The sequence below is a fragment of the Cryptosporangium sp. NPDC051539 genome, from assembly GCF_044454545.1.
Lineage (GTDB): Bacteria > Actinomycetota > Actinomycetes > Mycobacteriales > Cryptosporangiaceae > Cryptosporangium.
This window is the reverse complement of sequence record NZ_JBITDV010000021.1, coordinates 86,711-113,607: the sequence shown is the minus strand read 5'-3', so window position 1 is coordinate 113,607 and position 26,897 is coordinate 86,711. Positions and strand designations below refer to the sequence as shown.

The following is a 26,897-nucleotide window of genomic DNA, read 5'->3' as shown; positions in this document are numbered from 1 at the left end:
CAACACACGCGCACCATCTCGGCCCGCCAAGGCTCCGTCGGGGCTTGCTTCCCTACCGTCTAGCGCTTTCCAACCGTACCCGACACATTCCGCAGAACCAAATTCGCTCTGTTTTCTTATCGGGGCCTTACCGCCGCCCTAATTCGCTCGGCGTCTTGCGTCACTACGTTATCCGGTCGATCTCGCGGCGCCAAATCGGCCGCTTCGCCCGGACGCAGCGCTACCCCCCGATTTTCATCGGTTGGATCGTCTGCTCTCCCGCGGGCCGTCCAGCCGGCCGCTTGCGCGTCCGGTGCTTGTCCGTCTCCCCTGCGGGCCTTGGGAAATCTACGCGACAGAACGGCCGAACCGCAAACCGATTAACCGTGTCGGTGGACACACGGTCGTGCCCGCTCCGGAATGAACAGTATCTGCGCTGGTCAGCTCGGTTCAGGCCGGTTGTGCACCACCAACGCGCGCAGCGCGGAGCGTCCGCACGAGGAAACAGTTCGTGACGCCCGGCCGCGGGCGCCGACGGCGAGTGCTCTGCACGGAGCTACTGCCCGACCCGCCGCCACCCGGGCCCGAGGGGCGGGGGTCAGCGTTTCGGTCAGCCGGACCCACCCGATCGACGACCGGAATGCAGACGCTCGCCCGACTCTTCGGATTCCTGAATGGATCCCCCACGGATCACACCCCGGCGATTGTCGGACGCGCGGCTTAATCTGTGGGGGTGGCGTCCCCTCCCGTGTTGCTCGTCCTCGACGGCAACAGTTTGTTGCACCGCGCCTACCACGCGGCGGCGACCGGGAAGCTGCTCGATTCCGACGATCGGCCGGTGTGGGCGCTCAAGGGTCTGGTCGGGTACGTCGCCCGTGCGGCGGCCAAACTCCGGCCCGACGCGGTGGTGGTCGGGTTCGACTGTGGGGAGCACTCCGAACGCCAGGCCGACTACCCCCAGTACAAGGCCCACCGGCCCGAGAAGGCCGGCGACCTCGCCGAACAAATCACCGCGGCGCCCGACCTGGTGAGTGCCGCCGGGCTCTGCACGGTGGTCCACCGCGGCTACGAGGCCGACGACGTGCTGGCGAGCGCGGCGGCGTCGGCGAAGCGCGGTGGCTGGCGATCGGTGCTCGTCACCAGTGACCGGGACGCGTTCGCGCTGATCGACGACGACACGTCGGTTCTGCGGGTCCGCAACGGCGGGCTCGACGAGGCCGTGATGATGACGCCCCCGATGCTGCAGGAGCTCTACGGCGTCGAGCCGTCGCAGTATCGCGATCTGGCGGCGCTGCGCGGCGACCCGTCCGACAACCTGCCCGGGGTGCGGGGGTTCGGCACGATCCTGGCCGGGCGGCTGCTCGCGGCGTTCGGCACGGTCGAGGCGGCGTGGAAGGCCGAGCCCGACGACGTGCGGGCGGTGGTCGGCGACGTGGCGGCGCGCAGCCTCGACACCGACGAGGCCCGGACGCGGGTGGAGCTCAATCGCCGGTTGATGCGGATGCGCACCGACCTGCCCGTGCCCGAGCTCGAGACCGCGCGGCTCCCGCTCTCGTACGCGACGATGCGGCAGGCGCTGGCCGGGCGCGGCATCATTCTCGGGCCGTCGCTCTGGGCGCTGACCGGTCGCACTCCCCCGCCGGAGCCCGACCCCGAGCCGCCCAAGTACCCGAGGTCGGTGAAGGCGCGCCGGGAGCCCTCACCCGACCAGCTCGCCTTGTTCTGAGACGGCGCACGCCTTCCCGTCCCGGAATTCGATCGCCGACACGATCACTCCGTCCAGCCGGTCGCGGGTCTTGGTGAGTTCGGTGATCTGACGGTCGATCCGTTCGCGCTCGGTGGTGAGCCGGCCGAGCAGTTGCGGCGTGACGTCACCGGTGTGGACGCACGGCAGGATCTCGAGCATCGCCTTGCTCGACAGCCCGGCGGCGTAGAGCTGCTGGATGAACCGCACCCGCTCCACCGCGGAGTCGGGATACACCCGCTGCCCGCTCCCGGTCCGGGACGACGTCAATAGTTGCTGTTCTTCGTAGTAGCGCAGCGCGCGCACGCTCACGCCCGCCCGGCTCGCCAGCTCTCCGATACGCATGTGCTCCTCCACACAACTCTTGCCTCTGACGTCAACGTCAGGTTTTAGCGTAGCCGCATGAAAATTTCTGGTTCGATCGCACTCGTCACCGGCGCCAATCGGGGCATCGGGCGGCAGTTCGCCGCACAGCTCGTGGAGCGGGGCGCGTCGAAGGTCTACGCGACCGCGCGCACGCCGGAGAGCATCGACGTGCCCGGCGTGGAGACGCTGCGGATCGACATCACCGATCCGGCGTCGATCGCGGCCGCCGCCGCCGTCGCGGACGACGTCACGCTGCTCGTCAACAACGCCGGGATCACGACCGGAACCGACCTGGTCAGCGGTGACCTGGACGTGATCAGGCGGGAGCTCGACACGAACTTCTACGGGACGCTGCACATGGTCCGCGCGTTCGCACCGGCGCTCGCCCGCAACGGTGGCGGAGCGATCCTCAACGTGCTGTCGGCGCTGTCGTGGTTCGCGTACCCCGGGGCCGGCGCCTACGCGGCGGCGAAGGCCGCGACCTGGAATCTGACCAACTCGGTGCGGCTGGAGCTGGCCCCGAAGGGGACGCTCGTCACCGGCCTGCACCTCGGCGCGGCCGACACCGACATGATGGCCGGTTACGACGGTCCGAAGGTGTCGCCGGTCGACGTCGTGCGGGCGGCGCTCGACGGGATCGAGGCCGGGAAGCTCGAGGTCGTCGTCGACGAGTGGAGCCGGACCGTCAAGACCGCCGTCGCCCACGACCCGGAGAACTTCTACGGCGACGCCGCCCACCCGGCAGCCTGAGGACCGGCGCCGGTCGCCGGCTCCTCGTCCAACCGGCAGCGGGAATCCGTGGTGGTATGGGCCGCCTTCACCCACCCACCCGGGTGGGTGAAGGCGATTCAGCCGGCCATCGCCTCTCGATACCACCGGTAATAGTTGTCGTTGATCGTTTCGGTCTCCAGTGGAACGAGCACACCGCCGCGGCGATAGGCGCGCGAGTTCATGTTCGGCTGGCAGCCTTCGACCGCCGCGAAATCCTGCTGGTTGACGCGGTGGAAGATCTCCACGGTGTCGGTCGGGTCGAATCCCGGCGCCGCGGCCACCGCCGGATCGAACAGCCAGTCGCACTCGACGACGGTCACGCTCGGCGACACCGGCTGGAACCGGTGCACGATGACGTGGTCGGGCAGCAGCGACAGGAAACAGTTCGGCCGCAGCACCATGCCGAAGTAGCGACGCTCGTCCGCGGCCGAGAGCCCCGGCAGCCGGGGATACCTGGCCTGACCGGTCACCGAGAACGCGTCCAGGCCGTCGGCGAAGCGGTAGCCGTCGGGCTGGTAGCCGGCCGACAGTTCCGACGTGCGCGCGAACGCCGGGATCGCGTCGACGAGCTCGGGGTGGATCGTGCCGCAGTGGTAGCACTCCTGGAAGTTCTCCTGGATCAGCTTCCAGTTGGCCGCGACCGTGTAGGTCTTCCGCGCGCCGACGACCAGGTCGCCGATCCCCCACCGCTCGATCCGCGACGGAGAGCCGCCGAACCGGTAGGTCAGCTGCGGCGCCAGCTGCCGTTCGAGCGGTTGCGGTTCAGCGTCCAGATTGACCCAGACCAGGCCCGCCCATTCCGTCACGTGCACCGGGAGCAGACCGGATCTCTCCCGGTCCGACGGCGGCATCGCCGCGAAGTTCGGTGCGGCCATCAGCCGTCCGTCGTGGGCGTAGGTCCAGGCGTGATACGGGCAGCGGATCGCGTTGCCGAGCGTCTCGGAGTCCGAGGAGCAGAGCTGCGCTCCGCGGTGGCGGCAGACGTTGAGGTAACACCGCAGGACGCCGGCGCGGTCGCGGAGCAGGATGACGCTCTCCGGACCGACCTGGCGTCGGAGCACCTTCCCGCGCGGGACCAGTTCGTCGCCGCGGGCGACGTAGATCCATTCGCGGGCGAAGATGCGCTCCTCCTCGGCGGCGAACGTCGCCGGGTCGGTGTAGGCGTGGCCGGGGAGCGTGGGGGTCAGGGAGGAGGTCATCGTGCACTCCCAGGGGTGTCAGTGCGCGCCGGAGAACAGGTAGTCGACGGGGTGGTCGGGGTCGGTCAGCGCGGGCCGGGTCGCCGAGAACGCCTCGATCGGGTACTCGGTCCCGCCCTCGGCCGTGAGGTCGGCCAGCAGCCGGCCGGCGAAGCTCGCGAACTTCGCCGCGTGCCCCGCACCGACGAACATCGCGACGCGCGGATGGCCGGGCAGCAGGTCGAGGATGAAGTTGCGGTCCGGCGGCAGGTCGTAGACGCAGCACTTGGTGGCCAGCTCGGGGCCGACGGCGTGCGGCAGGTGGGCGGCGAGCCAGTGGGTGAGGTGCTCGCGCTGCGCGGGGTCGGGGTCCCAGGTGCGGGTCTCCTGGGTGACGATCGTGCCGCTGATGTCGATACCGGCTTTGACCCCCGGAGCCCCGTAGACCGGCAGCCCGTAGAAACAGTCGTCCTCGCCGTGCCAGATCCAGATCGGGAAGCGGTCGGGGGCGAACTCGGCCAGGTGCGGGCTGGAGAAGTAGGTGAGCTGCTCCTGGCTGAGCAGGATCGGGAAGCTCACGCCGAGCGTTTCGGTCAGCGGCACGGTCCAGGAGCCGGCGGCGAGCGCGATCGAGTCCGCGGTGAAGACCTGGTCGTCGGTGTGCACCTCGACGCGATTCCCGGCGTCCACCAGCCGCCGGACCGGTGTGTCGTCCCGGAACGTCGCCCCCGCCTCGCGGGCCAGGGCCCGGTGGGTCGCGTTGGCCCTCCCGATCGCGAGGACGCCGGCGTCGGCCTGGTAGAGGCCGACCACGTCGTCGGCGAGCGTCCACTGCGGCCAGCGCCGCTGTATCTCCCCCGCGTCCATCGCGGTGGACGTGATTCCGACCGCGTCGAGCGCGTCGGCGTAGGCCTGGATCTGCTGTTCGCCGAAGGCGCCGGGGCTCAGGTCGAGACCGCCGGTCGGGAACACGAGTTGCTGCCCGCTGCGGCGCTCGACGTCGAACCAGGTGGCGTAGTTGGCTTCGACCAACTGGGTGTACTCGACCGCATTGTAGGCGTAGCGGATGATCCGGGAGTGGTCCTGGGAGGAGCCGAACTCGTGGCCGAGGGCGAACTGCTCGAGCACCAGGACGTCACCGTGGCTGCGTTCGGCGAGCCAGTAGGCCGCGGCCGAGCCGATACCGCCCGAGCCGACGACGATGTGCCGGTAGTGCGTCGCGGTCGCCATGCCCTGAGTGTGTATAGAAATATTCCGCCATAGATATCGATGGTGTTAACAATTCAGTCTCGAACGGGGGTGCAGCGATGCGTCACTCGAGTCCGCGCTTGCCCGGGGCCCAGTGCGCCGACACCCGGACGGCCCGGCGCGGCCAGCCCCGCTCCTCTCGCAAGTAGCGCCGGATCTCCAGGCACACGGCCTGCTCCCCGGCGAGGTACGCGACGCCGGGCTCGTCCGGCAGATCCAACGACCGGACGGCCGCGGCCAGCCCACCACTCACCCAGGGCAACTCCCCGTCCGCCCCCGAACCCTCCAGGACCCCGTGCACCACGGCGTGCGACGGCAACTCGGCCCTCATCGCCAGTAGCGGCACCGACCCCGACTCGTCACCGGCGAACAGATGCCACGGCGCCCCGGGATCCAGCCCGAACACCCCGCGCGGCTTCGTCATCGACACGGTGTCTCCGGCCCGCGCCGACGCCATCCACGCGCTGCCGGGCCCGCGCCCGTGGTGTCCGAGACCGCGCAGCACGAGTTCGGAACCCGCCCGCGACCAGATCGAGTAGGTACGCAGCGCGCTCAGCCCGAACATCAGCCGCACGCTCTGCCCCGGCTTCGACTCCCAGCCCGCGAACTGGGGCGCGGTCAGCGTGACCTCGTGCAGCGCGTCGCTGACCGGTGTGTTCCCGACGACGGTCGCGGTCGTCAGCAGGCGGCTCGCGGCCCGCTCGATCAGGTTGCTCATGACCCGAACGATGCGCCCTAATGTGCACATGAAGTCAAGCTCGCTGACGATCAGCCGGCTCGCCGCCCGCTGCGGCGTCGCGCCCCACGTGCTGCGGCACTGGGAAGACGCCGGCCTGCTCAGCCCGGCGCGCGAGCGCGGCCAGCGCCGCTACGCCGAGGCCGACGTCCACCGGGTGGCGTTGATCCGGATGGCCCGCGACCTCGGTATCGGCCTCGGCGAGATCCGTGACTCGCTCACCGCCCTCGACGCCGGCGATCGCACCGGCGCGCTCGAACGCCAGCGGGCCATCGCCGCGGAGCAGCTGGCCCGGGCGCGGCTGCGGCTGACGATGATCGAGCAGGCGCTGAACTGCCCGCACCCCGACTACCGCACCTGCCCCGACCTCGCCGAGCTACTCGACGAGTGGCTGCGCGAAACGACCGACCAGGCCCGGCTCGCCGAACACCGTGATTGACGCGATCCCGTCGGCCCGGCTGTCCAGCACCGCCAGACCCATCGGCTCGCCGTGCAGCCAGACCCGTGCGGCCGGCTGCCCGTTCGCGACCACCGGTTCCATCCGCCAGTCGCCCGGCGCCCCGACCGCGTCGGTCAGCACCGGAACGCACTGGGCGACCCCGTCGAACCAGCGCCGCCCGGGCAGCAGTTCGAGCGACGCGTCCGCGCGCAGGACCGCGGTCAGCAGCCCCACGTCCGCGGTCTCGAACGCCTTCACGTACGCGTCGAGCTGCCGCCGGGCGATCGGATCCTGCGGCTCCACCACGTCGTCCGGCCGCGGGGCCTCCCGCGCCAGCCGGGCCCGCGCCCGCTGCAACGTGCTCTTCACTGCTCCGATGCTGACGTCGAGCAGCTCGGCGACCTCGGGCGCCGGGAACGCGAACACGTCACGCAGGACGAGCACCGCGCGCTGGGACGGAGTCAGCGTCTGCAGCCCGGCGACGAGCGCGAGCCGCAGGTCGTCGCGATCGTCGGCGTAGGGCTGGACCCAGGCGGACCAGGGCAGGAACCCGTCGGAGTTGCCGAGCCCGGACGGCAACGCCCGCCGCTGCCGCCCCTCCATCGCCGTGAACGCGACCCGGGTCGCGATGCGGTGCAGCCAGGTCCGGACCGACGAGCGGTGCTCGAACGTGTCCCAGTACCGCCAGGCGCGCACGTACGTCTCCTGCACGGCGTCCTCGGCGTCGTCCCAGGCTCCGAGCAGGCGGTAGCAGTACCCGACCAGTTCCCGCCGCCACGGCTCTACGGCCGCGTCGAACTCAGCGTGCGGCGCAGCCACGAACCCGCCCTTCCGATCGCGTCGTCGGCGGCGGCCGAGTGGCCCGCGCCCATCTGGAACGTGTGCAACTGCCCGGCGAACTCGTCCAGGCGCACGTCGACCCCCGCCGCCCGCAATCGTCGGTCCAGCAGCCGGGCGTCGTCCACCAGAGCTTCGTCCGCACCGGCTTGGACGTACGTCGGTGGCAGCCCTCGCAGGTCGGCGCGGCCGGGGTCGGCGGCCGGGTCGTCCGCGCCGCCGAGGTAGCCGGCGGCCAGGCCGCGGCAGAGGTCGCGGGTGAAGAACGGGTCCGTCCCGGCGTCGAAGGAAGCTCCGGAGACGGTCAGATCCACCCACGGGGACATGAGCACCAGTGCCGCGGGCTCGTCGAACCCGGCGTCCCGCGCCCGCAGGGCGACGCCGAGCGCGAGCGTCGCCCCGCAGGAGTCGCCCACGATCGCCACCCGCCCCGCGAGTCGTCGGAACGCCGCGGTCACGGCGTCCAGCTGCGACGGGTACACGTGAGCGGGCACCAGCCCGTAGTCGACGACGACGGTCGTGAGGCCGGCCGCGAGCGCGAGGTGCCCGAACATCCGCCGGTGGGTCTCGATCGACCCGCTGACGAACCCGCCGCCGTGGATCGCCAGCAACGTCACGCCCTCCTCCGCCCCCGGCGGCCGCAGCTCGAGCGTCGGCTCGAGCCCGCCGGGCTCGGTGGTCAGCGACTCCCAGGGCCGGTCGGTGTTCCCGGCGGCCCGCTCCTGCCACATCATGTTGTTCAGATCGGTCATGCGGCTTGGACCGGGCCGGACGCCGGAAAGGAATCGGCTCCGCCCGCCGGTCCGCTACCGGAGCGGGATCTCCTGGCCGTGCTCGTCCGGCGTCCGCGCGGCGAAGTAGCGGCGGTCCGACTCGCTGATCGACACGTCGTTGATGCTCGCCTCGCGGCGCCGCATGAGGCCCTGGGCGTCGAACTCCCAGAGCTCGTTGCCGTAGCTGCGGAACCACTGGCCTCCGGCGTCGTGCCACTCGTACTGGAACCGGACCGCGATGTGGTCGTCGGTGAACGCCCAGAGGCTCTTGCGCAGGACGTAGTCGAGCTCTCGCTGCCACTTCGCGGTGAGGAACTCGACGATCTCGCCCCGGCCGTGCAGGAACAGGTCCCGGTTGCGCCAGACCGAATCCGGCGTGTAGGCGAGCGCGACCCGTTGCGGGTCGCGGCTGTTCCAGGCGTCCTCGGCCGCCTGCACCTTCTTCGTCGCGGACACGAGGTCGAACGGCGGGAACGGCGGGCGCGCGTCAGTCATGGGCCCAGCCTGCCAAACGCTCCCGCGGGCCGTCGTCCGGGTTCGCCGGGCCGGGCCGGGTTCAGAACTCCTCGACGCCGACGACCCGCAGTAGTTCGAGCCGCTCGCGGGCGTCCGCGTCGGCCGGAGACAGGACCAGCAGCTGCTGACCGAGGTCGGGCGTCACCAGGGTCTCGCAGTCCATCAGGATCGGCCCGACCCGCGGGTGCACGAACGTCTTGCGGTCGGCGCGGCGGACCGCGACCTCGTGCTCGGCCCAGAGACGCCGGAAGTCCGCGCTCACGGCCTGCAAGCGCTCGACGAGCGCGGCGACCTCGCGGTCGCCGGACCGGCGGCCGGCGACGGCGCGGAGGTCGGCCACGAGCCGGCGGGCGTGGTGCTCCGCGTCGTCGGCCGTATGGACCGCGTGGGTTTCCGGCTCGGTGAACCAGCGGTAGATCGAGTAGCGCCGGTCGCCGGTGCCACCGGAGAGGTCGCCGGTCAGCAGCAGCGACGCCCGGTTCTGGGCCAGCACCTCCCCCAGGTCGGAGATCACCAGCGCCGGGGTGTCGCCGAGCAGGTCGAGCATCCGCACCAGGCCGGCGCGGGCCAGGCGCGCGCTGCCGACCGACGGTGGGGGCTGGTGGCCGGCCAGGTGGAACAGGTGGGTGCGCTCGTCGTCGGTCAGGCGCAGCGCCCGGGCCAGCGCGCCGAGCAGCTGCGTCGACGGCTGGCTGCTGCGGCCCTGCTCGAGGCGCACGACGTAGTCGACCGACATCCCGGCGAGCATCGCGACCTCCTCGCGGCGCAGCCCGGCCGTGCGGCGGCGCGGGCCGTCGGCGATGCCGACCTCGCCCGGCCGGATCGCCTCCCGGCGCCGGCGCAGGAAGTCGGCGAGCTGGGCACGCTGCATGGATCCATGCTGCCGGTTGCTCCGCCGTTGTCCAGGGAGCGGCTCTCCCACGATGAGCCCTCCTCTCCCGGGTTCGCCGTGACCGGGGGAACGTTCGAGACATGCAGACACGAAACTTGGGAACCCCGGTCTCCGCCCTCGGACTCGGCGCGATGGGCATGTCGGGCGCGTACGGTCCGTCCGACCGGGCGGAGAGCATCGCCACCGTGCACGCGGCGCTGGAGGCCGGCGTCACGCTGATCGACACCGGCGACTTCTACGGCAACGGGCACAACGAGATGCTGCTGGGCGAGGCCCTGCGGGGCGTTCCGCGCGAGAGCTACCTGCTGAGCGTGAAGTTCGGGGCGCTGCGCGGCCCCGACGGCTCGATCGCCGGCGTCGATGCCCGCCCGGCCGCGGTGAAGAACTTCCTGAACTACTCGCTGAACCGCCTGGGCGTCGACTACCTCGACGTCTACCGCCCGGCCCGGCTGGACCCGGCCGTCCCGATCGAGGACACGATCGGCGCGATCAAGGAGATGGTCGACGCCGGTTTCGTCCGGCAGGTCGGGCTCTCCGAGGTGGGTGCGGAGACGATCCGCCGTGCGCACGCCGTGCATCCGATCAGCGACCTGCAGATCGAGTACTCGATCGTCTCCCGGGGGGTGGAGGAGTCGGTTCTGCCCACGCTGCGCGAACTGGGCATCGGGATGACCGCGTACGGCGTGCTGTCGCGCGGCCTTATCTCCGGCCACTGGAACGCCGGACCGCCGTCCGCCGGCGACGGCCGGAGCCTCCAGCCCCGCTTCGCGGCCGAGAACCTCGACCACAACCTCTCTCTGGTGGACGCCTTGCGGCGCGTCGCTTCGGCGAAGGGGTGCACGGTCGCGCAGCTCGCGATCGCGTGGGTGCTGGCGCAGGGGCCCGACATCGTGCCGCTGGTCGGCGCACGGACGCGCGAGCGCCTGGCCGAGGCGCTGCCGGCTCTGGACGTGACGCTGAGCGCGGACGATCTGGCGCAGATCGAGACGGCGGTGCCGAGGGGGTCGGCCCGAGGCGACCGCTACCCCACCGCGATGATGGCCATGCTCGACGTCGGCAACTGAGCCGGCTACTCCAGGCTGCGCAGGATCCGGGCGATCCGGATCGCCCGGTTTTTTTGCTCCGCGTATCGGTCGAGGTCCGGGTACCTCAGGCGCCAGAGCCGATAGTCGCTGGCGCGACCCGAGTCCTGGCGGCAGGCCTCGACCGACGCGATGAAAGCCGGCATCGACGCGGTGCCGATCGTGTTGGCGTCGCCGCGCTGCTTTCCGCCCGCTTCGGCGGTCAGCCATACCGAGATCGCCTCGACCACGTCGTCGTCGAGCACTTTCAACGTCAAGCTCCCGTCGATGACCGCCTCGCAGGGCAACACGTGTCGCGGGGTGACCAGGCCGAGGTGCAGGCAGAGCTGGACGAGCGAGCGGCGGTGGTCGTCGCTCAGCGGCCAGTCCGTCTCGTCCTCCTTCTGCACCGGTGCACACAACGCGGTGAACGGCTCGTTGAAGCGCTCGAGCAGCGCCTTCTGGTAGCTGCTCCAACTCTGCGCGCCGTCGGGCGGCATCCGCCCGGACCGCTCCATCGCCGGGCAGAGTGAGTACGCCAGCAGCAACGCGCGGCACGTCATGATCGCCGGGTTGCGCAGACCGACGGGGAGCGTCAGCCGGGCCTCGGTGACCTGATAGACGAACCGGTGCACCTCCTGGATGCGCTTGGCGTTGGCTACCGCCGTCTCGCCGGTCTCGACTCCCTGGATGAGTTGCGCGAACATCCGCTGGACCCAGCGGTCTTGCTCACGCTTGCTGCGGTCACCGTAGAGCGGTTCGAACTCGTCGTCCCACCGCCCGACCACCCGCTCCGCGGTACGGCACGCGGTGCCGGTTTCGGCCAGGCCGAGCTGCAGCAGCACTTCGTCGAGCGCGACGACGAAGTCCGCTCGATCGTCGAGATGACCGAGCGTATCGAGGTAGACACGGTATTTCTTCTCGGCCTCGCGGTGGTAGTGCCAGGCCCGGTCGTAGCCCTCCTCGGTGTCACGTTTGGACTCCACGAGCGCCTGCGCCCGGGTCGCACCGAGTGCGCGGGGCGCGAACTCCGGCCACACCAGCGCTCTCCCGGCATCAGCCAGCCGCTCGACCAGGGACGCCGCCGCCGCCGACCCCGCGTCCTCCTCGGTCCAGCCCGGCTTCACGACCCAGAGCCGGTCGAGCGACGCTTCGTAGATCAACCAGCCCATCAACGGCAGCAGTTCGCGCAGCGGCTCCGGCGGGAGTTGCGGACGCGGCTCGAGGTAGTACCGGGCGCGGTACTCGTCGACGTCCGACTCGATCTGGCGCACGAGACCGTCGTCCACTTCCGGGCTCCCCGGAGGTGGCCCGCCCTTCTTGCCCCGGTTCCGGATCCCCCGGCACAGTTCGCGCAGCTGCTCAGGCGTCAGCGTCATGTGATTCCCCCCTCGAACACGCCCCCGCGTCCGTCAGCCTCTGACGGACGAGACGTGGAGAAAGGACACACCATGATGGACGCTGCCGGGCTGCGTGAGTGGTGTGTGTACCTCCGGAGCACCCCGACGGCATCGATCGACGACGCCGTGATCGACCTGATCGAGACCGAGGTGGAGCAGTACCGCGCGCACTACTACGTCGGCCGGGAGCCGGCCCAACTGCCACCGGAGCCGTTGCTCGAACTGCTGCCGTTGACGGGCTGGCTGATCTACGAAGCCAGCTGGAACGCGGTGCGGCAGATCGACGCCTCCTTCCAGAGCGCGGCCGACGGACCGGAGCGCACCCGGAGTGAGATCGCCTATCACCAGGTCAATCGTCTCGCGGAGGCCGCCAGACAGCTCCCCTGGCCGGAGTTCGCCCCTCGGGCTCTCGGCGCGATCCGCTCGCAGGCGCTGGCCGAGTCGAAGCGGGACACCGAGGAGAGCTACGACCTGGCCTGGCACTCCCATCGGGACGCCGACAAGCGGTACCGCAGCTATCTGGACTCGCTCGGCGACGACCCGGCCCGCGCGCGGTTCGTGCTCGCCCTCGACGAGGTGCTGCTGCAACTCGCGCTCGCCGAAACGGGCACCGCGTGCCGGACCGCCGAGCGGGTGGTGGGCCGTTGGGCCGAGGAGTATTCCGCCGGCACGCGCCAGGACGAAGAGCGGTGGGTGCAGCGCATCTACCGCGACGTGACCACCGGCGCCGACATCGGTGCTCGCGCGCTGGCGACGGCCCAGCGGATCAAGGACACACACGGTCTGGTGCACACGGTGACCGAGGAGCGCATGGCGCTGGTCACCGGCTACCGCAATCCCGGCATCATGTGCGCCCGGGCGGCGCTGATCGCGCTGGCGCTCTGTCCGGCCATGGAAGACCTCGGACGCCTGCCCGCCAACGGCCTCACCTGGCGGCAACACCGTGAGGCGCTCACCGAGCAGTTCGTCCGGGCGTACCGCGCGACCGAGCAACCGGTGACCGACCGCGACGGGGAGCCAGTGCCCTGGGACGAAGACCATCAGCGGGCTCTCGTGCAGCTACGGCTCAACCTCGCGCTGCTGCGGCCGGGCTACTCGCTCCCTTCCGAGGCTCCGTTCGATCCGTGTCTCGAGCCCGATCCGCTGGACGGCAAGGCGATCGCAGCGCTGTCCGGATGGTTGGCACCGGCCTCCCAGGGTTCGACCAGGGTGCGGGGCAGCATGATCGGCAGCGCCACCATGCCCCTGTTCGTCCAGTCGGCGTTGGCGTTGCGGTCGCTCACCGGTGACCCGGAGGACTATCTCGAGTGGCGGCGCGACTGGTTCGAGCTGGGTCGCTATTCCAACCAGCCGGGCCGGCGAGACCGCGTCGAGGCGGCGCTCCGGGAGGCCGCGAGCCGGCCCTCACTGCGTATACGCGGCGAGTAGCGCCCACTCCCGCTCCGGCGCGCCTGCTGCGGCGGCGGCCCGCTGCGCCTGGTGGAGCGCCACGTCGAGCGCGACGCCGCTCGAGCGGATGGCGCTCACCAGGCGACCGGCCAAGGCGCCGGTGCCCTGGTCGTCGACCGAGGTGATACCGGCGACGACGCAGCGTGCTCCCCCGGTGAGCAGCGCCATCACCAGGTTCAGCGGCTCGGCCGAAGCCTCGTTGATGACCTGGCCGACGTGACAGGAGGCCATCAGCACCGAGCCGGGCCAGTGGAGCCCGAGCGCGCCGGCGAACGACACCGAATCGTTCGGGATGCGCAGATGCTGCTCCAGTCCGCGGCCGTCGCCATGGGCGGCGATATGGACGAAACCCCAGTCGCCCCGCGCGTCGGTCAGCTTCCCGGTCAGCGGTTCGGGACGGTCGCTACCCCGGATCGCACATTCGCTCAGTGGCACACCGTCGGTGGAGGCCTCCAGCCCCCAGGCGGCGCGCTCCTCGGTCACGTCGACGCCGTACTCGTTCTGGCCGACCAGCCGGATCATCGCCCGGCCGGTGACGGGTGCCGGGCGCTCGTGCTGCAGGCAGGTGAACACCGGGGTCTGCGTCACGTTCGCCCGCTCGACCAGGCGCAGACGCCGACCGTGCTCGCCGGTGAACTCGAGCGCGGGCCAGGGCACCAGACACAGCCAGGAATGGGCCGAGATCAGCAGCTCCACCGGGTCCGGCGCGCTGCGGAGATCGTCGCGCAACTCGGCCGGCAGGATGCTCTCACCCAGCGTCAACCAGTCGAACCGATCGAGGTCTCCGACCCCCTGGCCCGTCGGACGCAGGTCTCTGCCCCGCATCACCGTCGCCAGGTTCTCCTCCGTCCGCGCGCGCTCGAACAGCGTGGCGTGGAAGGCGTCCGGGTGGAATCGCTCGAACGTGATTCGCGAGTCGGGCCGGATCAGCGTCCGGAACAGGTTCGGCGCCCCCGCCAGGCTGTCGGGCAACTCCTGATAGTCCAGCGCGTGCCGGGAGCCGATCCGGCTGGTCACCGTGCTGAGATCGGTGGGCAGCGGAATGACCGTGTCAGCGAGCATCGGCGAGACCGCCTCCGCCAGCTCGAACCGCAGCTCGTCGAGGCGCGAGCCGACACCGTCCGGGTTGTCGCTGTCTTCCAGGTCGATGATCGACTCGATGATCCCCTCGATCGTGGAACTCATCAGCTGCCGGCCGGACCGCATCCGGGCGGCGAACCCCGTCTGCTTCGCCGAGAGTGACACCCGCAGCCCCAGACGAGCCGCTTCCGGAACCGGCAGGCTCGCCGCGAGCAGCGCGATGTCCCCGTAGATGCGATGGAAGACGACCGCCAGCGGCGCTCGCGAACGGGCGACCACCCGCCAACGGCCCCGCACGTCCTCGGCGATCTTCAGCGCTTCGTGTCCCAGCCGCGCCGCTTCACGCTGCTCCTCCGGCGAGGTCGCCCGCTGCGCCCGGAACTCTGCCTCGGTGAGGACCATCGACAGTTTCTCGAGCCCCGGATCCGCCGACCTGAGTGCCTCGGGCCCCTGACCGACGAGGCTGATCGCTTCGTCGAGTCCTTTGGCCGCGTCGGGATGACCGGCTTCCCAGCGGGCGATCGCGCGGATCAGGTCGAACCGGTAGCGGGTCGAGTAGTGGGCCGCCCGCGTCGTCGTCCAGTACCGGTCGAGCTCCTTGAGCAGGCGCTCCACCTGGACCGCCTGCCCGGCCCCGATCACGGCGGCGCCCACCTCGAACATGAGATGCGCCAGCTCGGGTTCGGCTCCGCTGGCGAGCAGGGCGTGTGCGGAAACCCAGGCCCGCCGGCGCGCACCCTTGAGATCCCCACCGAGGCGCAGGTCACGGGCGGTCGCGTACAGGTTGAAGAAATACAGCGTGAGGTCTCGCGGCGGAGCCTTGTGGTCGACCGGATCCCGCAGTTCGTCGAGGGAGTTCGCGTGCAACTCCTCCGACCGGTAGTCCTTGCCGCCCGGCTGCTCGACCGGGATACCCACCAGCTCGCAGAACCGGACGATGACGCCGGCGTAACGCCAGGCCTGTGCCTTGCCTGCCCTCCCGCCCGCGCCTTCGGCGACCGACAGGTGATGTTCGAGCGCGGTCGAGAACAGGGACTTCTCGTCCCGGGAGAGCCGCGACAGCGCCTCGCGCTGGCGGACGATACCGACCGCCTCGTCGGCGTCGATCGCCATCATCAACAGGTCGTCGCGGGCGAGCACCCGGCGAACCGGCTCCGAGATCGTCGTCATCGGGCGATCAGCTCCGCCAGCTCACGGAGCGAGGCGACGGAATGCCCGGACAGCGTGTGGGTGACGTACGGCAAGCTGTCTTCCAGAGCCGGGTTGATCGCCTCGAACCCGGGGTGCCGCTCCTCGGGGTTGACCCAGATGAGCACATGGCCCAGGCGGGCCAGCCGAGCGACCTGCGCCGGGAGCGCGCTCGAATCGGCGTCGAACTCGAACCCGTCGGAGCTGATCACGACGATCGCCGACCGGACCGCCGTACGCCCGGCCCACTGGTGGAGGAGTTGCCGGAGGACCTGGCCGAGGGTCGTCCCGCCGTTCCAATCGGCCTCGGTCTCGGCGACCGTCCGCATCGCCTGACCGGCATCGCGTCCGCGGAGCTGGGAGGTCAGCCGGGTGAACCGGGTTCCGATCGCGAACGCCTCGGTCGTGGTGGGGCTCGCGGCGACGGCCGCGTGCGCGAACCGCAGCATCGCCTCGCTGTACTCCGACATCGATCCGCTGACGTCGATCAGCAGCAGCAGCCTGCGGCGACGCCAGCCGCGGCGGGTGTAGAGGACCCGGCTGGGCTCGCCGCCGTTCCGGAGCCAGAGCCGAACCGTCCGGCGAGCGTCGATGCGGCCGTGGCGGGCCGGGACCCGGCGCGCAGAGGGCCGGCGCCGGGTTGCCGGGACGAGCAGTGCGATCAGCCGTGCGATCTCGGCCCGCTCGGCGTCGGTCAGCGTCGCCACGTCCCGTGTCGTGAGGTCTCCGAGGGAGCCCGATCCGCCTTGCGCCTCGAGCGCGTCGAGCCCGTCCGCGAGCACCTCCGGTTCACCGGCGGTGCTCGCGACGACGATCGGCGTCGCGGCGTCCACCCGCTGCGCCGAAGCGCGGTCACGCCAGACCGCGTCGAACACCTGCAGGTCGCCTCGGCGGACGCAGAGCGAGACGCGCAGTGCCCGGTACGGGTCGCCCGGCAGGTTGCGGAGCGCCTCGGCGGCCACGATCACGCGGTCGACGCTGATCACGATGCCTGCCGCCCGCAGATCGCGCACGAGCGCCAGCAGCTCGTTCATGCCGCGAGCAGGCGGAAGACCTGCTCCAGGTCGTCGTGGTGTTTCACGACCGTGCTCACCACGGTCCGGACCGCCGACTCATCCAAGGTGACGGCGCCGATCGCGGTCAGTGCCGTCGCGAAGTCGATCGACTCCGCCACTCCCGGCGTCTTGACGATGTTCTCGGCACCCCGCACGCGCACCATTCGTTCGGCGATCTGCCGGCCGAGTCCCTCCGGCAGATCGCGCACCCGCCGATGGAGGATGTCCGTCTCCTGGTCCGGCGTCGGATGGGTGATCCAGTGGTACAGGCAGCGTCGCTTGAGCGCGTCGTGCACCTCGCGGGTGCGGTTCGACGTCAGGATCGTCAGCGGCGGTGTCGTCGCCTCGATCGGTTCGTCCAACTCCGGCACGCTGACCGTGTACTTCTCGAGGACCTGCAGCAGCAGCGCCTCGAACTCGTCGTCGGCCCGGTCGACCTCGTCGATCAACAGCACTGCCGGACTGTTCTGCAGAGCCTCCAGAATCGGCCGGCGCTGCAGGAACTCGCCGGTGTAAAGCCCGTTCAGGATCTGCGAGCGGTCCTCGCCGGTGCTCTCGGCGGCCCGCATCGCGAGGATCTGACGCGGGAAGTTCCAGTCGTACAGTGCCTGAGCGGCGTCCAGACCGGCGTGGCACTGCAACCGGATGCAGCTCACGCCGAACGCGTCGGCGATCCGCTGCGCGAAGTCGGTCTTCCCGACGCCCGGGTCGCCTTCCAGGAAGAGCGGCCGGTGCATCCTCAGCGCGAGGAAGGCGGCGGCCGCCAGTCCGTCGTCGGCGAGGTAGTCGACGTCTGCCAGCTTCGTCCGGAGCGCCGTCGGGTCGGCCGGTATCGACCATCCGGCGGTCATTCCGGTGCCCCCTGCGGGCTCAGCACGAACTCGACGGATTCGACCAGCAGCCCGCTCCGCGAGCCATCCGACGGCGACGGTCGGCGCAGGTCGCGGCTCCCTACGCCCTGCTGCCGCAGCGCCGTGACGTCATGCGGACGTCTGGTCACGAGTACCAGCACGGTCTCCGGTCGCGGCGACTCGGTGCCGAGCCCGAGCGGCCACTCCAGCGGAAAGCCTTCCCACCGCCGGGCGCCGTCGTTCCAGCCGTAGTCGTACGACCGGCCGGAATCCAGCCGGACGCCCGACGGGGCTTCCTCGGTGAGCTGCGTGAGCGCGTACGACAGCCCGATGTCGACGACGGACACGTGGAGCGGGACGTCACCGTTGTTGCGGACGGCCAGATAAACCAGGTCACCGACGCCTAGCGACGCGCCGATCAGCGGCAACGGATGCGTCTGGTCGCCGACCACGCGGCCCCACTCGACGGTGACCGGGTACGTCGCCGTCGACTCGTCGCGGAGCTCGCGGAGCAGCGTCGCCCGGGCAACCCGGTCCAGATCGCCGACGGTGCGCCGGATGGCGTCCGGATCGGAACGGAGGTGAGCGTGCAACGGACCGATGCGGTCGCGCAGAGTCAGCTCATCGTCGGTGAGCTCGACCTCGAACGCGGCATCTTCCTCCGGGTCGGCCGGACGGGCGAACATGCTCGACGCGGCGGCCGCCGCGACCGGCGGAGGCATCCGCACCGGAACGCGCCGCGCGGCCGCGCTCGTCCGGTGGGCGCGTGCCCCGGCCGGCAGCTCGGTCGGTGGGGACAGGGGACCACTCGCGGACGTGAGGTCGCATTCGTCGACGCGGATGGTGGCGAGTTGCTCCCCCGAGTCCGACTCGACCTCGAATTCGTCACCGACCTGCACGCCGAACAGCGGCGCCGCATCGATCCGGGCCCGGCCACCGCGGGCCGGGATCACCGGCAGCGAGCCGGGAAACTCGGCGTCGCCGACCTCGAACAGCGCGCGGGAGGACGGCCCCTCGACCTCGGGCCGCTGGACGGAGCCTCGGCGCTGGACCTGCGCCCGGACCCGGGCCATCAGCGTCGACCAGCTCACTCGCACGTCGGACGCCTCCTGAAGCGTCGTGACGAGTGCGCGGGTGAAGACGCCGTACCACCCCGGACCGTCGTGCCGGGGCCGCTCGTACGCGCCCTGGTCCTGGCCACAGGCCACCAGCCGGACGGCGTTCTGGTTGCCCGTGGAGCGGGCGAGGCCGACCTGGAGACCGTCGGCCACCAGCCGCCGCAAATGGGCCGCGATGACCTCGTAGTCCAGGCCGGCCGTGCTCGGCCGCTGACGAACGTGCAGGTCACCGAGGTTCCTGGACATCAGCGCGGAGTGGCAGCAGTCGAGCACCACCACCGCGTTGCCGGTCCTCTCGGTCAGCCGGCCCAAGAGCACCGAGAGTTCGATCCCGGTGATGCCGCGGAAGTCACCGTCCTCGGTGAAGTCCGTCGGCACGATGAACTGGCGGTCGTTGCGCGTGACCGCGACGGATTCCTCCGGCAGCGGCGCGAAGTAGTCACCGTGACCGCTGTAGTAGACCAGTGCGGTGTCGTCGGCCGCGGTGTCGGCGATGAGCTTCTCGTAGGCGGCGAGGATGCCGTCGCGGGTCGCGTCTCCCCATTCGCACGATCGGACATCGGTGAAGCCGCGCGCGTCGAGCGCCGCCGCCATTGCCGGCACGTCGTGCTCGACACCCTGCAGGCCAAACGTTTGTGCACCAATGAGAAGCGCACGACGTGCCATGAATCCCCCCGGTTGATTCGCCCCGCCCTCCTCCGTCCATGACGGACAGAGCTCACCGCGAGTAGCGGTGTTTGACCCCGACGGGGAAGTTGTCGGGGTCGCCCACCGGGCGGAAACGGACTTCGGGGTGCTGCCGATCCTCCGGCACGTAGTGCGCGAACTCACTGTTGACGGCGACCAGGTGGGACCGGATCGCGTCGGCGACCCTCGCCTCCCGGCCCTCGCCCTGGTGGCCGGGCGCCAGCTCGACCGTGACGTCGAACCGGCCGTTCTCCGGGACCCGCATCACGAACCGGCCGGTCGTCCAGCCGACGAGGTCGGGGGCTTCCAGCGCCTCGGCGACGTTCTCCGGGAACACGTTCGCGCCGTACAGCGAGACCGCGAACAGCGTCCGCCCGAACACGTACACGAACGGCTGCTCCGGCCCCGCCTCCTCCGGTTCGGCGCCCTCGGGCGCGAGGTCGGCGTACGGCAGCACCCCTCCGTCGTCCCCGATGTCGTAGCGGACCAGCGGGACGGCTCCGTCGGCGGTGAACACCAGCGCACCGCCTTCCGACTCGAAGTACCGGTGCGCCGGGTCGTACTGCACGAGCGTCGGCAGCCGGGCGTCGCCGAAGACCGTGGCCGGATCGTCGATCCGGCGCCGCACGCGGACGCTGAGCGGCGTCTCGTTGCCGAGCACACCCGCGTCCGCGGTGCCGTACATCGCGGCGGTGTCCGTCACCGGGTCGTCGATGCCGGCGCGATCGCAGACCAGATCGCGCCAGCGCTCGCTGAACACCTCGCCGGCGAACACCAGCTTCAGACGCCGGGCCGGCCAGTCGACGCCCCGAGCCGCCCCCGCGTCGATCACGTTCCTGACGAACGGCGGGTACCCGAGCAGCACGGTCTGCTCGTAGAACTCCCCCAGCGCCGACACGACCCGCAGGATCTCGTCCACCACGTTGCCGGGCGTCGCCACCAGGATGCGGAAACCTCGCGCGGCGAGGTGCCGGCAGGCCGCGGCGGTGAACATGCCGCCGACCCAGTTCCCGAGCGGGAAGCAGATCACCGCGAGCGTGCTCCGCTCCTCCGCGCCGAAGTTCCGGAAGATCTGCGCGAACCGCGCGGTCGCGGCGAGCTCGTCCTCGAGCCTCCGCGGCCACACCGTCGGCAGGCCCGACGATCCGGACGACAGCGCGACCGTGTCACACCCGTCGAGCGACCCACCCCGGCACCGATCGGGGAGCGGGTACGCCCGCAGGTAGTTCTCCTTGGTGATCGTGGGCAGCGTCCGGAAATCCGCCCGGCTGACGACGCCGGCCGGATCGACGTCCCGTTCGGCGAGGAAGTGCCGATAGGCGGGCACGGTCGTCGCGACGTCGCGGAACAGCGCGATCGGGTCGAGGCTCATGGCTACGGATTCTCGTCGGCCGCCCGGGGAAGCGGGCCCCGGGTCACGTACGCGGCGAAACCCGCCACCGCCAGCACCGCCGCGACGACCGCGGCGGCCCGGCTGTCAGCCGGTTGGGCCGGCCAGGTCAGTGCCTCTCCGGCCGGATGCGCAGCGGGGAAGACCGTCGCGGCCAGCGTCCAGCCGAGAGGGAGGAACCAGGACCGCCCGGCGCCCGCCACCGCGGCTCCGAGTGCGGTCAGGCCGAGCAGACCGGCCGCGTCGCGCACGACGGCCCCGGTGGGGCCGAACCGCGTACCGGTCAGCAGCGTGACCAGCAGCAATCCCAGGACGAGCAGCAGCGCGGCGCACAGGTGGGACGTCCGCAACCACCGCCAGGGAGCGGCGGCCGTGCGGTCGAGAGCGTCGTCGGGGCCGCCGAGCGTGGCGGTGACCACGGCGACCAGCAGCAGGACCGTGAGGGTCAGCGTGGGGCCGGACACCTGGCCGGGCCCGCTGAAGTAGGCCGCCATCCCCCACACCGCGCCGACGGCTCCGGCCGCCGCCGCGGCCGCCACCGGCGCCCGCCGCGAGCGTGCGTAGAGAACCACCCGCCTCATCGGGCTTCCAGCACCGCGGCGGCGTCCTGGCACCGCCAGGCGGCGCGGTAGGCGGCGGCCAGCCGGTCGGCCGCGTCCGGCCGCTGCCGCAGGTGGTGCCAGAGCGCGACCGCCTCCGGATCGGGATCGGTCAGGCCCGTGTCGGTCCCGAGCACCCAGAGCGCCGCCGCGTGGGCCGCTCCGTAGTTGTTGACCTCGGTGCAGGTGCGCGGGCCCGCGAACACGTTCGTGAGCAGCGTGGTCTGGAAGCGGCCCGGGTGCGCGAGCCCGCCGTCCTTGTCGACGCCGACGTCCATCAGCGCCGTACCGGCCCGCGGCGCCGGCATGACGAGCGGCAGGTACGTGGTGGTGTCTTCGTGCGCCTCGGTGACCGGCAGGCCCGGGACCTTGGCCAGTGCCGTCAGCGCACGCCGCGCCGACCGGGTCACGTCCGGCAGCAGCGACTCGTGCACCCGGCTGACGCAGATCCGCGGAGCGTCGTTCGTGCACACCAGTTCCTGCGCCACCGGGTCGACCGTCGCCCGGCCGAAGTCGGAACCGGTCGGCAGGACCAGCACCGTCGCCGCCGCGCCGACCGCCAGTGGCGCCAGCGCGGCGACCCCCGCGCGCCGCCCCCGGACCGCGAACAGCACGAACGCGGCCACCCCGAGCGCCGCGATCCACACGCCCTGACCGACGGTGAGGCGGCCCGGCACCGTGGTGTAGTCGCTGAACTGGCTCATGCCCATGCTCGGCGAGAACGCGGCGAACAACCAGGGGTTGTCGAACGCCTGCGGCGCGAACGTCTGCAGCGCGAAGCCGGCGACGGCGAGCGCCGGCGCGGTCGCGAGTGCCGGGACCAGTCGTCCGACGGCCAGCCCGATCCAGACCGAGGCGATCATCGCCAGCAGACCGACCGCCGTCACCGCGAACGCGGCCACCGGCAGGTACCCCGCGGTGCCCAGCAGACGGGGGATCGCTCCGGCGAGCACCACGAGGTAGGCGACGACGACCGCGAGCGCGGTCGCTCCCAGGATCGGCAGGATCCGCTGCGGCCGCGGCCGGGGCACGCTGGCGAACAGCTCGGCGACGTGCGACCGGTGCTCGCGGAACGACTGCCAGGCACCGGCCGCCATCGCGAGCGGCGACAGCAGCGCCAGGTACTCCCGCTGGGTCATGGCCAGCGACATCCAGCCGTGCGACCAGCGCTGCGGCGTGACATAGAGCGTCGCGATCCCCGCGACCACCAGGATCAGGGCCGCGCCGAGCGCGGAGCTCCGGCGGAGCTCGATTCCGAACATCCTGATCATGCGTTCTCCCGGTGTGCTCGCAGCAGCGCCGAGTAGCCCCGCTCGGCCGGGCTGTCTCCCGCGTCCCGCTCGCCGCCGTGGGCGACGAGGCCGTCGGGCGTCCCCTGGAAGAGGAGCTTTCCGACGTTCAGCAGCACGACGTCCGAGCAGGCGGCCACGACGTCCTCGACGAGGTGGGTGGAGACCAGTACGCAACTGTCCGCGCCCAGGTCACGCAGCAGGTTGCGGAAGTCGAGGCGCTGTTCGGGGTCGAGCCCGACCGTGGGCTCGTCCAGGAGCAGGAGCTCCGGGTCGTTGACGATGGCCTGGGCGATCCCGGCACGGCGGAGCATGCCGCCGGAGAGCGTCTTCATCCGCTTGTCCGCGCGTTCGGTGAGGCCGACCCGGTCGACGGCCCGCTGGACGGCGTCCGGGATCGCGGACTTCGGCATCTCTTTGAGCCAGGCCACGTACTCGACGAACTCGCGCACGGTGAAGCGCGGGTAGAAGCCGAACTGCTGCGGGAGGTAGCCGAGCGACCGGCGCACCTCGCGCAGGTCGGCGCGGCCGTCGACTGGCCGGCCCAGCAGCGTGAGGGTGCCGCCCGCCGGCTTGACGACGGTGGACAGCGCGCGCATGAGCGTCGTCTTGCCCGCGCCGTTCGGGCCGAGCAGGCCGTGGACGCCGCGGTCGAGCGTGAGGTCGAGGCCGTCGACGGCCAGGTGCCGTCCGGCGCGGACCTCCAGTGAGTCCGCGTGGACGAGCCAGGGATGACGGGTGGGGGCCGTTTCGGCCGCGCTCACCGAACGCATGTGATCTCCAGGGGGTTAGTTGCCGCTGGACAAGCGGCGGAAGTGGTTCCCGCTCCGCGCGGCGACGGCGGCCGCCACCACGACGGCCAGGGCCCACACAGCGGTGCTGTCCGGTCGGAGCAGCGGGGACGGGCTTTCGGTCAGCACGCTGGGAAACAGGACCGCGAGGGTCCAGGCCGAGCCGAGTGCGATCGCGGCCCGGCGGACGCCGACGAGCGCACCGAGCGCGATCGCGGCGGCGGTGAAAGCCAGCGAGGGCAGCAGGATCAGCCCCAGCGGGTCGCCCGCTCCGGCGACGAGCAGCGCCGGGACCACGACGACGAGCACCACGAGCGTGCGGCGGAGCACCATCGCGAGGCCGGCCGCCGGCGTGGTCGTGATCAGCTCCCAGGCCGGGTCGGTCTTCCGGCTCCAGGCGACCGCGACGCCGGGCAGCGGCGCGATCGGAGCGACGAGCAGGACGAGCGACGGCAGGCTGGATTCGGCCGCGTCGAGAATCACCGCACAGGCCAGCACCGCGAGCGTCATCACGAGCCAGGGCAGCAGCATGAACGTGAACCACCGGCGCTGGACGGCCTGGTGCCTCCGGTAGCGGGCCGGGGCCGTGGTACCGATCTCGTCGTTCATCGCGGTGGCGACCCGGCTCAGCACCGCTTCCGTCTCCGGGCCGACCGTCAGCCGGGCCCGGCAGTCGGCGCAGGTGTCGAGGTGGGTCTCGATCGACCAGAGTGCGACGTCGTCGAGGCCCTGCCCCCCGGTCGCGTAGCGGGTGAGCACGGCATCGGTGGGGTGGTTCATGACAGCGCCTCCCGCAGCGCGATCCGGGCCCGGCGGGCCCGGGTTTTGACCGTGCCTTCCGGCACGTCGAGCAGTACGGACGTCTGGCGGACGGTCAGCCCGTCGAGGACCATCGCCTGCAACACCTGACGCAGCTCCGGCGGCAGGCGCAGCAGCGCCTGTTCGAGGTCCTGGTCGACGCGACCGGCCATCACCTCGTCCTCGGCGGCGGGTGCGGTCGCCTCGGCCAGCGGAACCGCAGGCACCCGGGCCTGACGGGCCCGGCGGCGGAACGCGTCGACCAGACGGTTCGCGGCGATGCTCCAGAGCCAGCCCACCGCACTGCCGTTGGTCGAGGTGCCCGCGTAGCTGCCGGCCGCCCGCCAGACCGCCAGGTAGGTCTCCTGGAGGACGTCGGCGACCACGTCGTCGTCGGCGCAGCGGCGGCGCAACCGGACCGCGAGCCACGGTGACGTACGCCGGTAGAGCTCGTCGAACGCTGCCCGGTCACCACCGGCGACGCGTCGCACGAGCCCTTCCTCGTCGAGTTCTGCCATGCCTTTCACGCCCAGAGAGACGACGGGACCGTGAGCTACGGTTCTCCGGCGATTGTGACCTGCGTCATCTCCCGGGACGACAGCGAGCCGCAATGACCTTCCGGCGCGAGTTGTGTCCTATGTATAGGGTCGTTACCTATGTATAGAGATGAGGTTTCGGCACCAAATCGATACCGAAGGTACGGTGTTTTCGCAGCCGCGTTGTCGGTGGTGGCGGTTGCCCTCGTGCCGCCGCCCGCCACGGACGCCGCACCGGCCGCCGACGCGACCATGCAGGCCGAGTTCGCCGCCGCGGCAACCGAGTCGCACGTGCCGGTGTCGGTGCTGCTCGCGGTCTCGTACCGGCTGACGCGCTGGGACGACCACGGCAGCGCCGCGAGCGCGGCGGGCGGATTCGGCCCGATGCACCTGACCGACGTCGACCCGGCTGACGTGCGCGCGGAGGACGCACGGGGCCGGGGCGCGGACGTCGACGCGGCCGCGATCGAGAACGACGAGTCGCTGCACCGCCTGGACACCGCGGCCGACCTCGTGGGCTCCGACGCCGGGAGATTGAAGACCGACCGGGCGCTGAACATCCGGGGCGGGGCGCTGCTGCTGGCCGACGAGGCGAAGAAGCGGGGCGGCGGCACGTTACCGGCCACCACCGGCGGCTGGTACCCGGCGGTCGCCTGGTACAGCGGGTCGCCGCAGGCCAGTGGCGCCGACGCGTTCGCCGACGACGTGTTCGAGTCGATGCGGGCCGGTGTCACCCGGACGACGAGGAACGGGCAGCGGATCGTGCTGCCGAAGACCGCGGTGACGACCCCGGCGCACGCCGAGACCAAGGCCGGCACCGCGGTCGAGTGCCCGTCCGGCGTCACCTGCCGCTTCCTCCCGGCCGCGTACGCCTGGAACGACCCGGACGACTCCAACGACTACGGCAACTACGACCCGGCCGACCGTCCGGCCGACGGCGACACGATCCGGTACATCGTCATCCACGACACCGAGAGCTCGTACGACAGCACGATCGCGTCGGCCCAGAACCCGCTCACGTACGTGTCGTCGCATTACGTGATCCGGTCGAGCGACGGCGAGATCACCCAGATGCTGCGGACGAAGGACGTCGGCTGGCACGCCGGCAACTGGAACATCAACCAGACGTCGATCGGCATCGAACACGAAGGCTTCGCGCGCGAGGGAGCCACCTGGTACACCGAGGCGATGTACCAAGCCTCGGCCGAGCTGGTGCGCTATCTCGGGGCGAAGTACCACATACCGCTGGACCGCAACCACATCATCGGCCACGACGAGGTGCCCGGGCGGGACGCGGCGCGAGTCGCCACCCAGCACTGGGACCCGGGACCGTACTGGGACTGGCAGCACTACCTGGACCTGATCCGGACGCCGAGCCGCACGAACCAGGCGCCGGCCGCCGGAGACGTGGTCACGATCGCTCCCGGCTTCGCCGCGAACCGTCAGGCGATCCCCGGCTGCTCGCCCCCGCCCTGCCAGAACCTGCCCGAGCAGGGCACGAACTTCACGTTCCTCTACAGCGCCCCGCAGGACGACGCCCCGCTGATCAACGACCCCGCGCTGCAGCCGAGCGGTTCACCCGGCACCAGGAACGCCGAGGACTGGTCGGACAAGGCCGCCTACGGCCGGCAGTACGTGGTGGCCGGCGTGCAGGACGACTGGGTGGCGATCTGGTTCGCCGGTAAGCAGGCGTGGATCCACGACCCCGGCCACACGATCGTCGAGAAGTGCGGGATCCGGGTGAAGACGGTCACGCCGGCCGCCGGGAAGACCTCGATCCCGACGTACGGCAAGGCGTTCCCGGACGCGGCCGAGTACCCGGCCGGGGTGACCCCCGACGTCGGCACACCGCTGCAGTACACGATCGCGGCCGGTCAGAAGTACGTCGTCGGTGAGGTCACGCCGGCGGCGAACTACTACGCGCGGTTCGACGGTGCGAACGACCCGCTGAGCCACACGCTGATCAAGGGAGCGCAGACGTACCTGGCGATCTCCCTCAACCACCGCTGGGCCTACGTCAAACTCTCCGACGTCACCTACGCCTGATCCGTGGTTGCCTCCCGCCCGGCGGGCTGTCCGTGCGCCGGGCCGGAGGAGTCCCAGCGGTCGAACGCGGTACGGGCACG

General features: G+C 71.3%; 25 protein-coding genes. 6 read left to right on the top strand and 19 right to left on the bottom strand.

The genetic code is table 11. The annotated features are described in order from the left end of the window. Window positions 1-712 precede the first annotated feature (712 nt). Window positions 713-1,705 (top strand): 5'-3' exonuclease H3TH domain-containing protein, encoded by a 993-nt coding sequence (locus tag ACIBZJ_RS41840; RefSeq protein WP_395939168.1) that lies wholly within the window; start codon window positions 713-715, stop codon window positions 1,703-1,705. On the opposite strand, the gene ACIBZJ_RS41835 is transcribed toward ACIBZJ_RS41840, so the two are convergent. Continuing rightward, entirely contained in the window at window positions 1,679-2,068 is a 390-nt protein-coding gene (locus ACIBZJ_RS41835; protein WP_395939167.1) for a MerR family transcriptional regulator, read from the bottom strand. The genes ACIBZJ_RS41840 and ACIBZJ_RS41835 overlap by 27 nt on opposite strands. A gap of 57 nt (window positions 2,069-2,125) precedes the next feature. Here ACIBZJ_RS41835 and ACIBZJ_RS41830 point away from each other — a divergent pair, with 57 nt between their 5' ends. After that, window positions 2,126-2,839 (top strand): SDR family oxidoreductase, encoded by a 714-nt coding sequence (locus ACIBZJ_RS41830; protein ID WP_395939166.1) that lies wholly within the window; start codon window positions 2,126-2,128, stop codon window positions 2,837-2,839. Between the two features lie 98 nt (window positions 2,840-2,937). Here the strand turns inward: ACIBZJ_RS41830 and ACIBZJ_RS41825 are convergent, their stop codons facing one another. The 3 genes from ACIBZJ_RS41825 to ACIBZJ_RS41815 all read right to left on the bottom strand — a co-directional run bounded on the left by ACIBZJ_RS41825 (window position 2,938) and on the right by ACIBZJ_RS41815 (window position 6,004). Then, on the bottom strand, window positions 2,938-4,059 hold the full coding sequence (locus tag ACIBZJ_RS41825) for an aromatic ring-hydroxylating dioxygenase subunit alpha (protein ID WP_395939165.1): 1,122 nt from the start codon (window positions 4,057-4,059) through the stop codon (window positions 2,938-2,940). 18 nt (window positions 4,060-4,077) lie between these two features. Next, window positions 4,078-5,268 (bottom strand): N-methyl-L-tryptophan oxidase, encoded by a 1,191-nt coding sequence (gene solA / locus ACIBZJ_RS41820; RefSeq protein ID WP_395939164.1) that lies wholly within the window; start codon window positions 5,266-5,268, stop codon window positions 4,078-4,080. An 82-nt stretch (window positions 5,269-5,350) separates the two neighbouring features. Continuing rightward, window positions 5,351-6,004, bottom strand: coding sequence for a siderophore-interacting protein (locus ACIBZJ_RS41815; protein ID WP_395939163.1), 654 nt, complete (start codon window positions 6,002-6,004; stop codon window positions 5,351-5,353). A gap of 28 nt (window positions 6,005-6,032) precedes the next feature. On the opposite strand from ACIBZJ_RS41815, the gene ACIBZJ_RS41810 reads away from it, so the two are divergent. Continuing rightward, on the top strand, window positions 6,033-6,461 hold the full coding sequence (locus tag ACIBZJ_RS41810) for a MerR family transcriptional regulator (protein ID WP_395939162.1): 429 nt from the start codon (window positions 6,033-6,035) through the stop codon (window positions 6,459-6,461). Here ACIBZJ_RS41810 and ACIBZJ_RS41805 read toward each other — a convergent pair. From ACIBZJ_RS41805 to ACIBZJ_RS41790, 4 genes are all read right to left on the bottom strand, one after another. Next, window positions 6,399-7,280 (bottom strand): RNA polymerase subunit sigma-70, encoded by an 882-nt coding sequence (locus ACIBZJ_RS41805; RefSeq protein WP_395939161.1) that lies wholly within the window; start codon window positions 7,278-7,280, stop codon window positions 6,399-6,401. The genes ACIBZJ_RS41810 and ACIBZJ_RS41805 overlap by 63 nt on opposite strands. Next, window positions 7,244-8,050, bottom strand: coding sequence for an alpha/beta hydrolase (locus tag ACIBZJ_RS41800; RefSeq protein WP_395939160.1), 807 nt, complete (start codon window positions 8,048-8,050; stop codon window positions 7,244-7,246). The genes ACIBZJ_RS41805 and ACIBZJ_RS41800 overlap by 37 nt, the downstream gene beginning before the upstream one ends. Window positions 8,051-8,104: 54 nt before the next feature. Then, entirely contained in the window at window positions 8,105-8,566 is a 462-nt protein-coding gene (locus ACIBZJ_RS41795) for a nuclear transport factor 2 family protein (RefSeq protein WP_395939159.1), read from the bottom strand. 61 nt (window positions 8,567-8,627) lie between these two features. Continuing rightward, window positions 8,628-9,458: a helix-turn-helix transcriptional regulator gene (locus tag ACIBZJ_RS41790; RefSeq protein WP_395939158.1), complete on the bottom strand. Its 831-nt coding sequence runs from the start codon at window positions 9,456-9,458 to the stop codon at window positions 8,628-8,630. Between the two features lie 101 nt (window positions 9,459-9,559). Between ACIBZJ_RS41790 and ACIBZJ_RS41785 the strand changes: the two genes are divergently transcribed. Beyond that, complete coding sequence (locus ACIBZJ_RS41785) at window positions 9,560-10,543, top strand: aldo/keto reductase (RefSeq protein WP_395939157.1); 984 nt, start codon at window positions 9,560-9,562, stop codon at window positions 10,541-10,543. A 5-nt stretch (window positions 10,544-10,548) separates the two neighbouring features. Here ACIBZJ_RS41785 and ACIBZJ_RS41780 read toward each other — a convergent pair whose 3' ends face one another. Further along, window positions 10,549-11,919: a hypothetical protein gene (locus ACIBZJ_RS41780; RefSeq protein ID WP_395939156.1), complete on the bottom strand. Its 1,371-nt coding sequence runs from the start codon at window positions 11,917-11,919 to the stop codon at window positions 10,549-10,551. A 72-nt stretch (window positions 11,920-11,991) separates the two neighbouring features. Here ACIBZJ_RS41780 and ACIBZJ_RS41775 point away from each other — a divergent pair, with 72 nt between their 5' ends. After that, on the top strand, window positions 11,992-13,368 hold the full coding sequence (locus tag ACIBZJ_RS41775) for a hypothetical protein (protein ID WP_395939155.1): 1,377 nt from the start codon (window positions 11,992-11,994) through the stop codon (window positions 13,366-13,368). Here ACIBZJ_RS41775 and ACIBZJ_RS41770 read toward each other — a convergent pair. Genes ACIBZJ_RS41770 through ACIBZJ_RS41725 form a run of 10 tightly spaced genes read right to left on the bottom strand, consistent with a single transcriptional unit; the run spans window position 13,345 to window position 24,753 of the window. Continuing rightward, window positions 13,345-15,639, bottom strand: a complete 2,295-nt coding sequence (locus tag ACIBZJ_RS41770; RefSeq protein ID WP_395939154.1) for a CHAT domain-containing protein — start codon at window positions 15,637-15,639, stop codon at window positions 13,345-13,347. The genes ACIBZJ_RS41775 and ACIBZJ_RS41770 overlap by 24 nt on opposite strands. Further along, window positions 15,636-16,691 (bottom strand): VWA domain-containing protein, encoded by a 1,056-nt coding sequence (locus ACIBZJ_RS41765; RefSeq protein WP_395939153.1) that lies wholly within the window; start codon window positions 16,689-16,691, stop codon window positions 15,636-15,638. The genes ACIBZJ_RS41770 and ACIBZJ_RS41765 overlap by 4 nt, the downstream gene beginning before the upstream one ends. Beyond that, window positions 16,688-17,563: an AAA family ATPase gene (locus tag ACIBZJ_RS41760; protein WP_395939152.1), complete on the bottom strand. Its 876-nt coding sequence runs from the start codon at window positions 17,561-17,563 to the stop codon at window positions 16,688-16,690. Before ACIBZJ_RS41760 ends, ACIBZJ_RS41765 begins: the two co-directional genes overlap by 4 nt. After that, a complete protein-coding gene (locus ACIBZJ_RS41755) occupies window positions 17,560-19,347 on the bottom strand; it encodes a caspase domain-containing protein (protein WP_395939151.1) in 1,788 nt (595 codons plus the stop codon). Before ACIBZJ_RS41755 ends, ACIBZJ_RS41760 begins: the two co-directional genes overlap by 4 nt. A gap of 52 nt (window positions 19,348-19,399) precedes the next feature. Then, window positions 19,400-20,740, bottom strand: coding sequence for a phenylacetate--CoA ligase family protein (locus ACIBZJ_RS41750; protein ID WP_395939150.1), 1,341 nt, complete (start codon window positions 20,738-20,740; stop codon window positions 19,400-19,402). 2 nt (window positions 20,741-20,742) lie between these two features. Then, window positions 20,743-21,339 (bottom strand): hypothetical protein, encoded by a 597-nt coding sequence (locus ACIBZJ_RS41745; RefSeq protein ID WP_395939149.1) that lies wholly within the window; start codon window positions 21,337-21,339, stop codon window positions 20,743-20,745. Then, entirely contained in the window at window positions 21,336-22,628 is a 1,293-nt protein-coding gene (locus ACIBZJ_RS41740; protein ID WP_395939148.1) for a hypothetical protein, read from the bottom strand. Before ACIBZJ_RS41740 ends, ACIBZJ_RS41745 begins: the two co-directional genes overlap by 4 nt. Next, window positions 22,625-23,419, bottom strand: coding sequence for an ABC transporter ATP-binding protein (locus ACIBZJ_RS41735; protein WP_395939147.1), 795 nt, complete (start codon window positions 23,417-23,419; stop codon window positions 22,625-22,627). Before ACIBZJ_RS41735 ends, ACIBZJ_RS41740 begins: the two co-directional genes overlap by 4 nt. A gap of 15 nt (window positions 23,420-23,434) precedes the next feature. Continuing rightward, window positions 23,435-24,217 (bottom strand): hypothetical protein, encoded by a 783-nt coding sequence (locus ACIBZJ_RS41730; protein WP_395939146.1) that lies wholly within the window; start codon window positions 24,215-24,217, stop codon window positions 23,435-23,437. Then, on the bottom strand, window positions 24,214-24,753 hold the full coding sequence (locus tag ACIBZJ_RS41725; protein ID WP_395939145.1) for an RNA polymerase sigma factor: 540 nt from the start codon (window positions 24,751-24,753) through the stop codon (window positions 24,214-24,216). Before ACIBZJ_RS41725 ends, ACIBZJ_RS41730 begins: the two co-directional genes overlap by 4 nt. A 210-nt stretch (window positions 24,754-24,963) precedes the next feature. Between ACIBZJ_RS41725 and ACIBZJ_RS41720 the strand changes: the two genes are divergently transcribed. Further along, a complete protein-coding gene (locus ACIBZJ_RS41720) occupies window positions 24,964-26,817 on the top strand; it encodes an N-acetylmuramoyl-L-alanine amidase (protein WP_395939144.1) in 1,854 nt (617 codons plus the stop codon). Window positions 26,818-26,897 lie beyond the last annotated feature (80 nt).

Bases quoted from the DNA above. Each gene is read 5' to 3' on its own strand.
- ACIBZJ_RS41745 (WP_395939149.1), bottom strand. From the start codon at position 21,339: ATGAGGCGGGTGGTTCTCTACGCACGCTCGCGGCGGGCGCCGGTGGCG.
- ACIBZJ_RS41775 (WP_395939155.1), top strand. From the start codon at position 11,992: ATGATGGACGCTGCCGGGCTGCGTGAGTGGTGTGTGTACCTCCGGAGC.
- ACIBZJ_RS41800 (WP_395939160.1), bottom strand. From the start codon at position 8,050: ATGACCGATCTGAACAACATGATGTGGCAGGAGCGGGCCGCCGGGAAC.
- ACIBZJ_RS41750 (WP_395939150.1), bottom strand. From the start codon at position 20,740: ATGAGCCTCGACCCGATCGCGCTGTTCCGCGACGTCGCGACGACCGTG.
- ACIBZJ_RS41810 (WP_395939162.1), top strand. From the start codon at position 6,033: ATGAAGTCAAGCTCGCTGACGATCAGCCGGCTCGCCGCCCGCTGCGGC.
- ACIBZJ_RS41725 (WP_395939145.1), bottom strand. From the start codon at position 24,753: ATGGCAGAACTCGACGAGGAAGGGCTCGTGCGACGCGTCGCCGGTGGT.
- ACIBZJ_RS41780 (WP_395939156.1), bottom strand. From the start codon at position 11,919: ATGACGCTGACGCCTGAGCAGCTGCGCGAACTGTGCCGGGGGATCCGG.
- ACIBZJ_RS41835 (WP_395939167.1), bottom strand. From the start codon at position 2,068: ATGCGTATCGGAGAGCTGGCGAGCCGGGCGGGCGTGAGCGTGCGCGCG.
- ACIBZJ_RS41735 (WP_395939147.1), bottom strand. From the start codon at position 23,419: ATGCGTTCGGTGAGCGCGGCCGAAACGGCCCCCACCCGTCATCCCTGG.
- ACIBZJ_RS41795 (WP_395939159.1), bottom strand. From the start codon at position 8,566: ATGACTGACGCGCGCCCGCCGTTCCCGCCGTTCGACCTCGTGTCCGCG.
- solA (WP_395939164.1), bottom strand. From the start codon at position 5,268: ATGGCGACCGCGACGCACTACCGGCACATCGTCGTCGGCTCGGGCGGT.
- ACIBZJ_RS41740 (WP_395939148.1), bottom strand. From the start codon at position 22,628: ATGATCAGGATGTTCGGAATCGAGCTCCGCCGGAGCTCCGCGCTCGGC.
- ACIBZJ_RS41825 (WP_395939165.1), bottom strand. From the start codon at position 4,059: ATGACCTCCTCCCTGACCCCCACGCTCCCCGGCCACGCCTACACCGAC.
- ACIBZJ_RS41815 (WP_395939163.1), bottom strand. From the start codon at position 6,004: ATGAGCAACCTGATCGAGCGGGCCGCGAGCCGCCTGCTGACGACCGCG.
- ACIBZJ_RS41760 (WP_395939152.1), bottom strand. From the start codon at position 17,563: ATGACCGCCGGATGGTCGATACCGGCCGACCCGACGGCGCTCCGGACG.
- ACIBZJ_RS41730 (WP_395939146.1), bottom strand. From the start codon at position 24,217: ATGAACCACCCCACCGATGCCGTGCTCACCCGCTACGCGACCGGGGGG.
- ACIBZJ_RS41785 (WP_395939157.1), top strand. From the start codon at position 9,560: ATGCAGACACGAAACTTGGGAACCCCGGTCTCCGCCCTCGGACTCGGC.
- ACIBZJ_RS41770 (WP_395939154.1), bottom strand. From the start codon at position 15,639: ATGACGACGATCTCGGAGCCGGTTCGCCGGGTGCTCGCCCGCGACGAC.
- ACIBZJ_RS41790 (WP_395939158.1), bottom strand. From the start codon at position 9,458: ATGCAGCGTGCCCAGCTCGCCGACTTCCTGCGCCGGCGCCGGGAGGCG.
- ACIBZJ_RS41765 (WP_395939153.1), bottom strand. From the start codon at position 16,691: ATGAACGAGCTGCTGGCGCTCGTGCGCGATCTGCGGGCGGCAGGCATC.
- ACIBZJ_RS41830 (WP_395939166.1), top strand. From the start codon at position 2,126: ATGAAAATTTCTGGTTCGATCGCACTCGTCACCGGCGCCAATCGGGGC.
- ACIBZJ_RS41755 (WP_395939151.1), bottom strand. From the start codon at position 19,347: ATGGCACGTCGTGCGCTTCTCATTGGTGCACAAACGTTTGGCCTGCAG.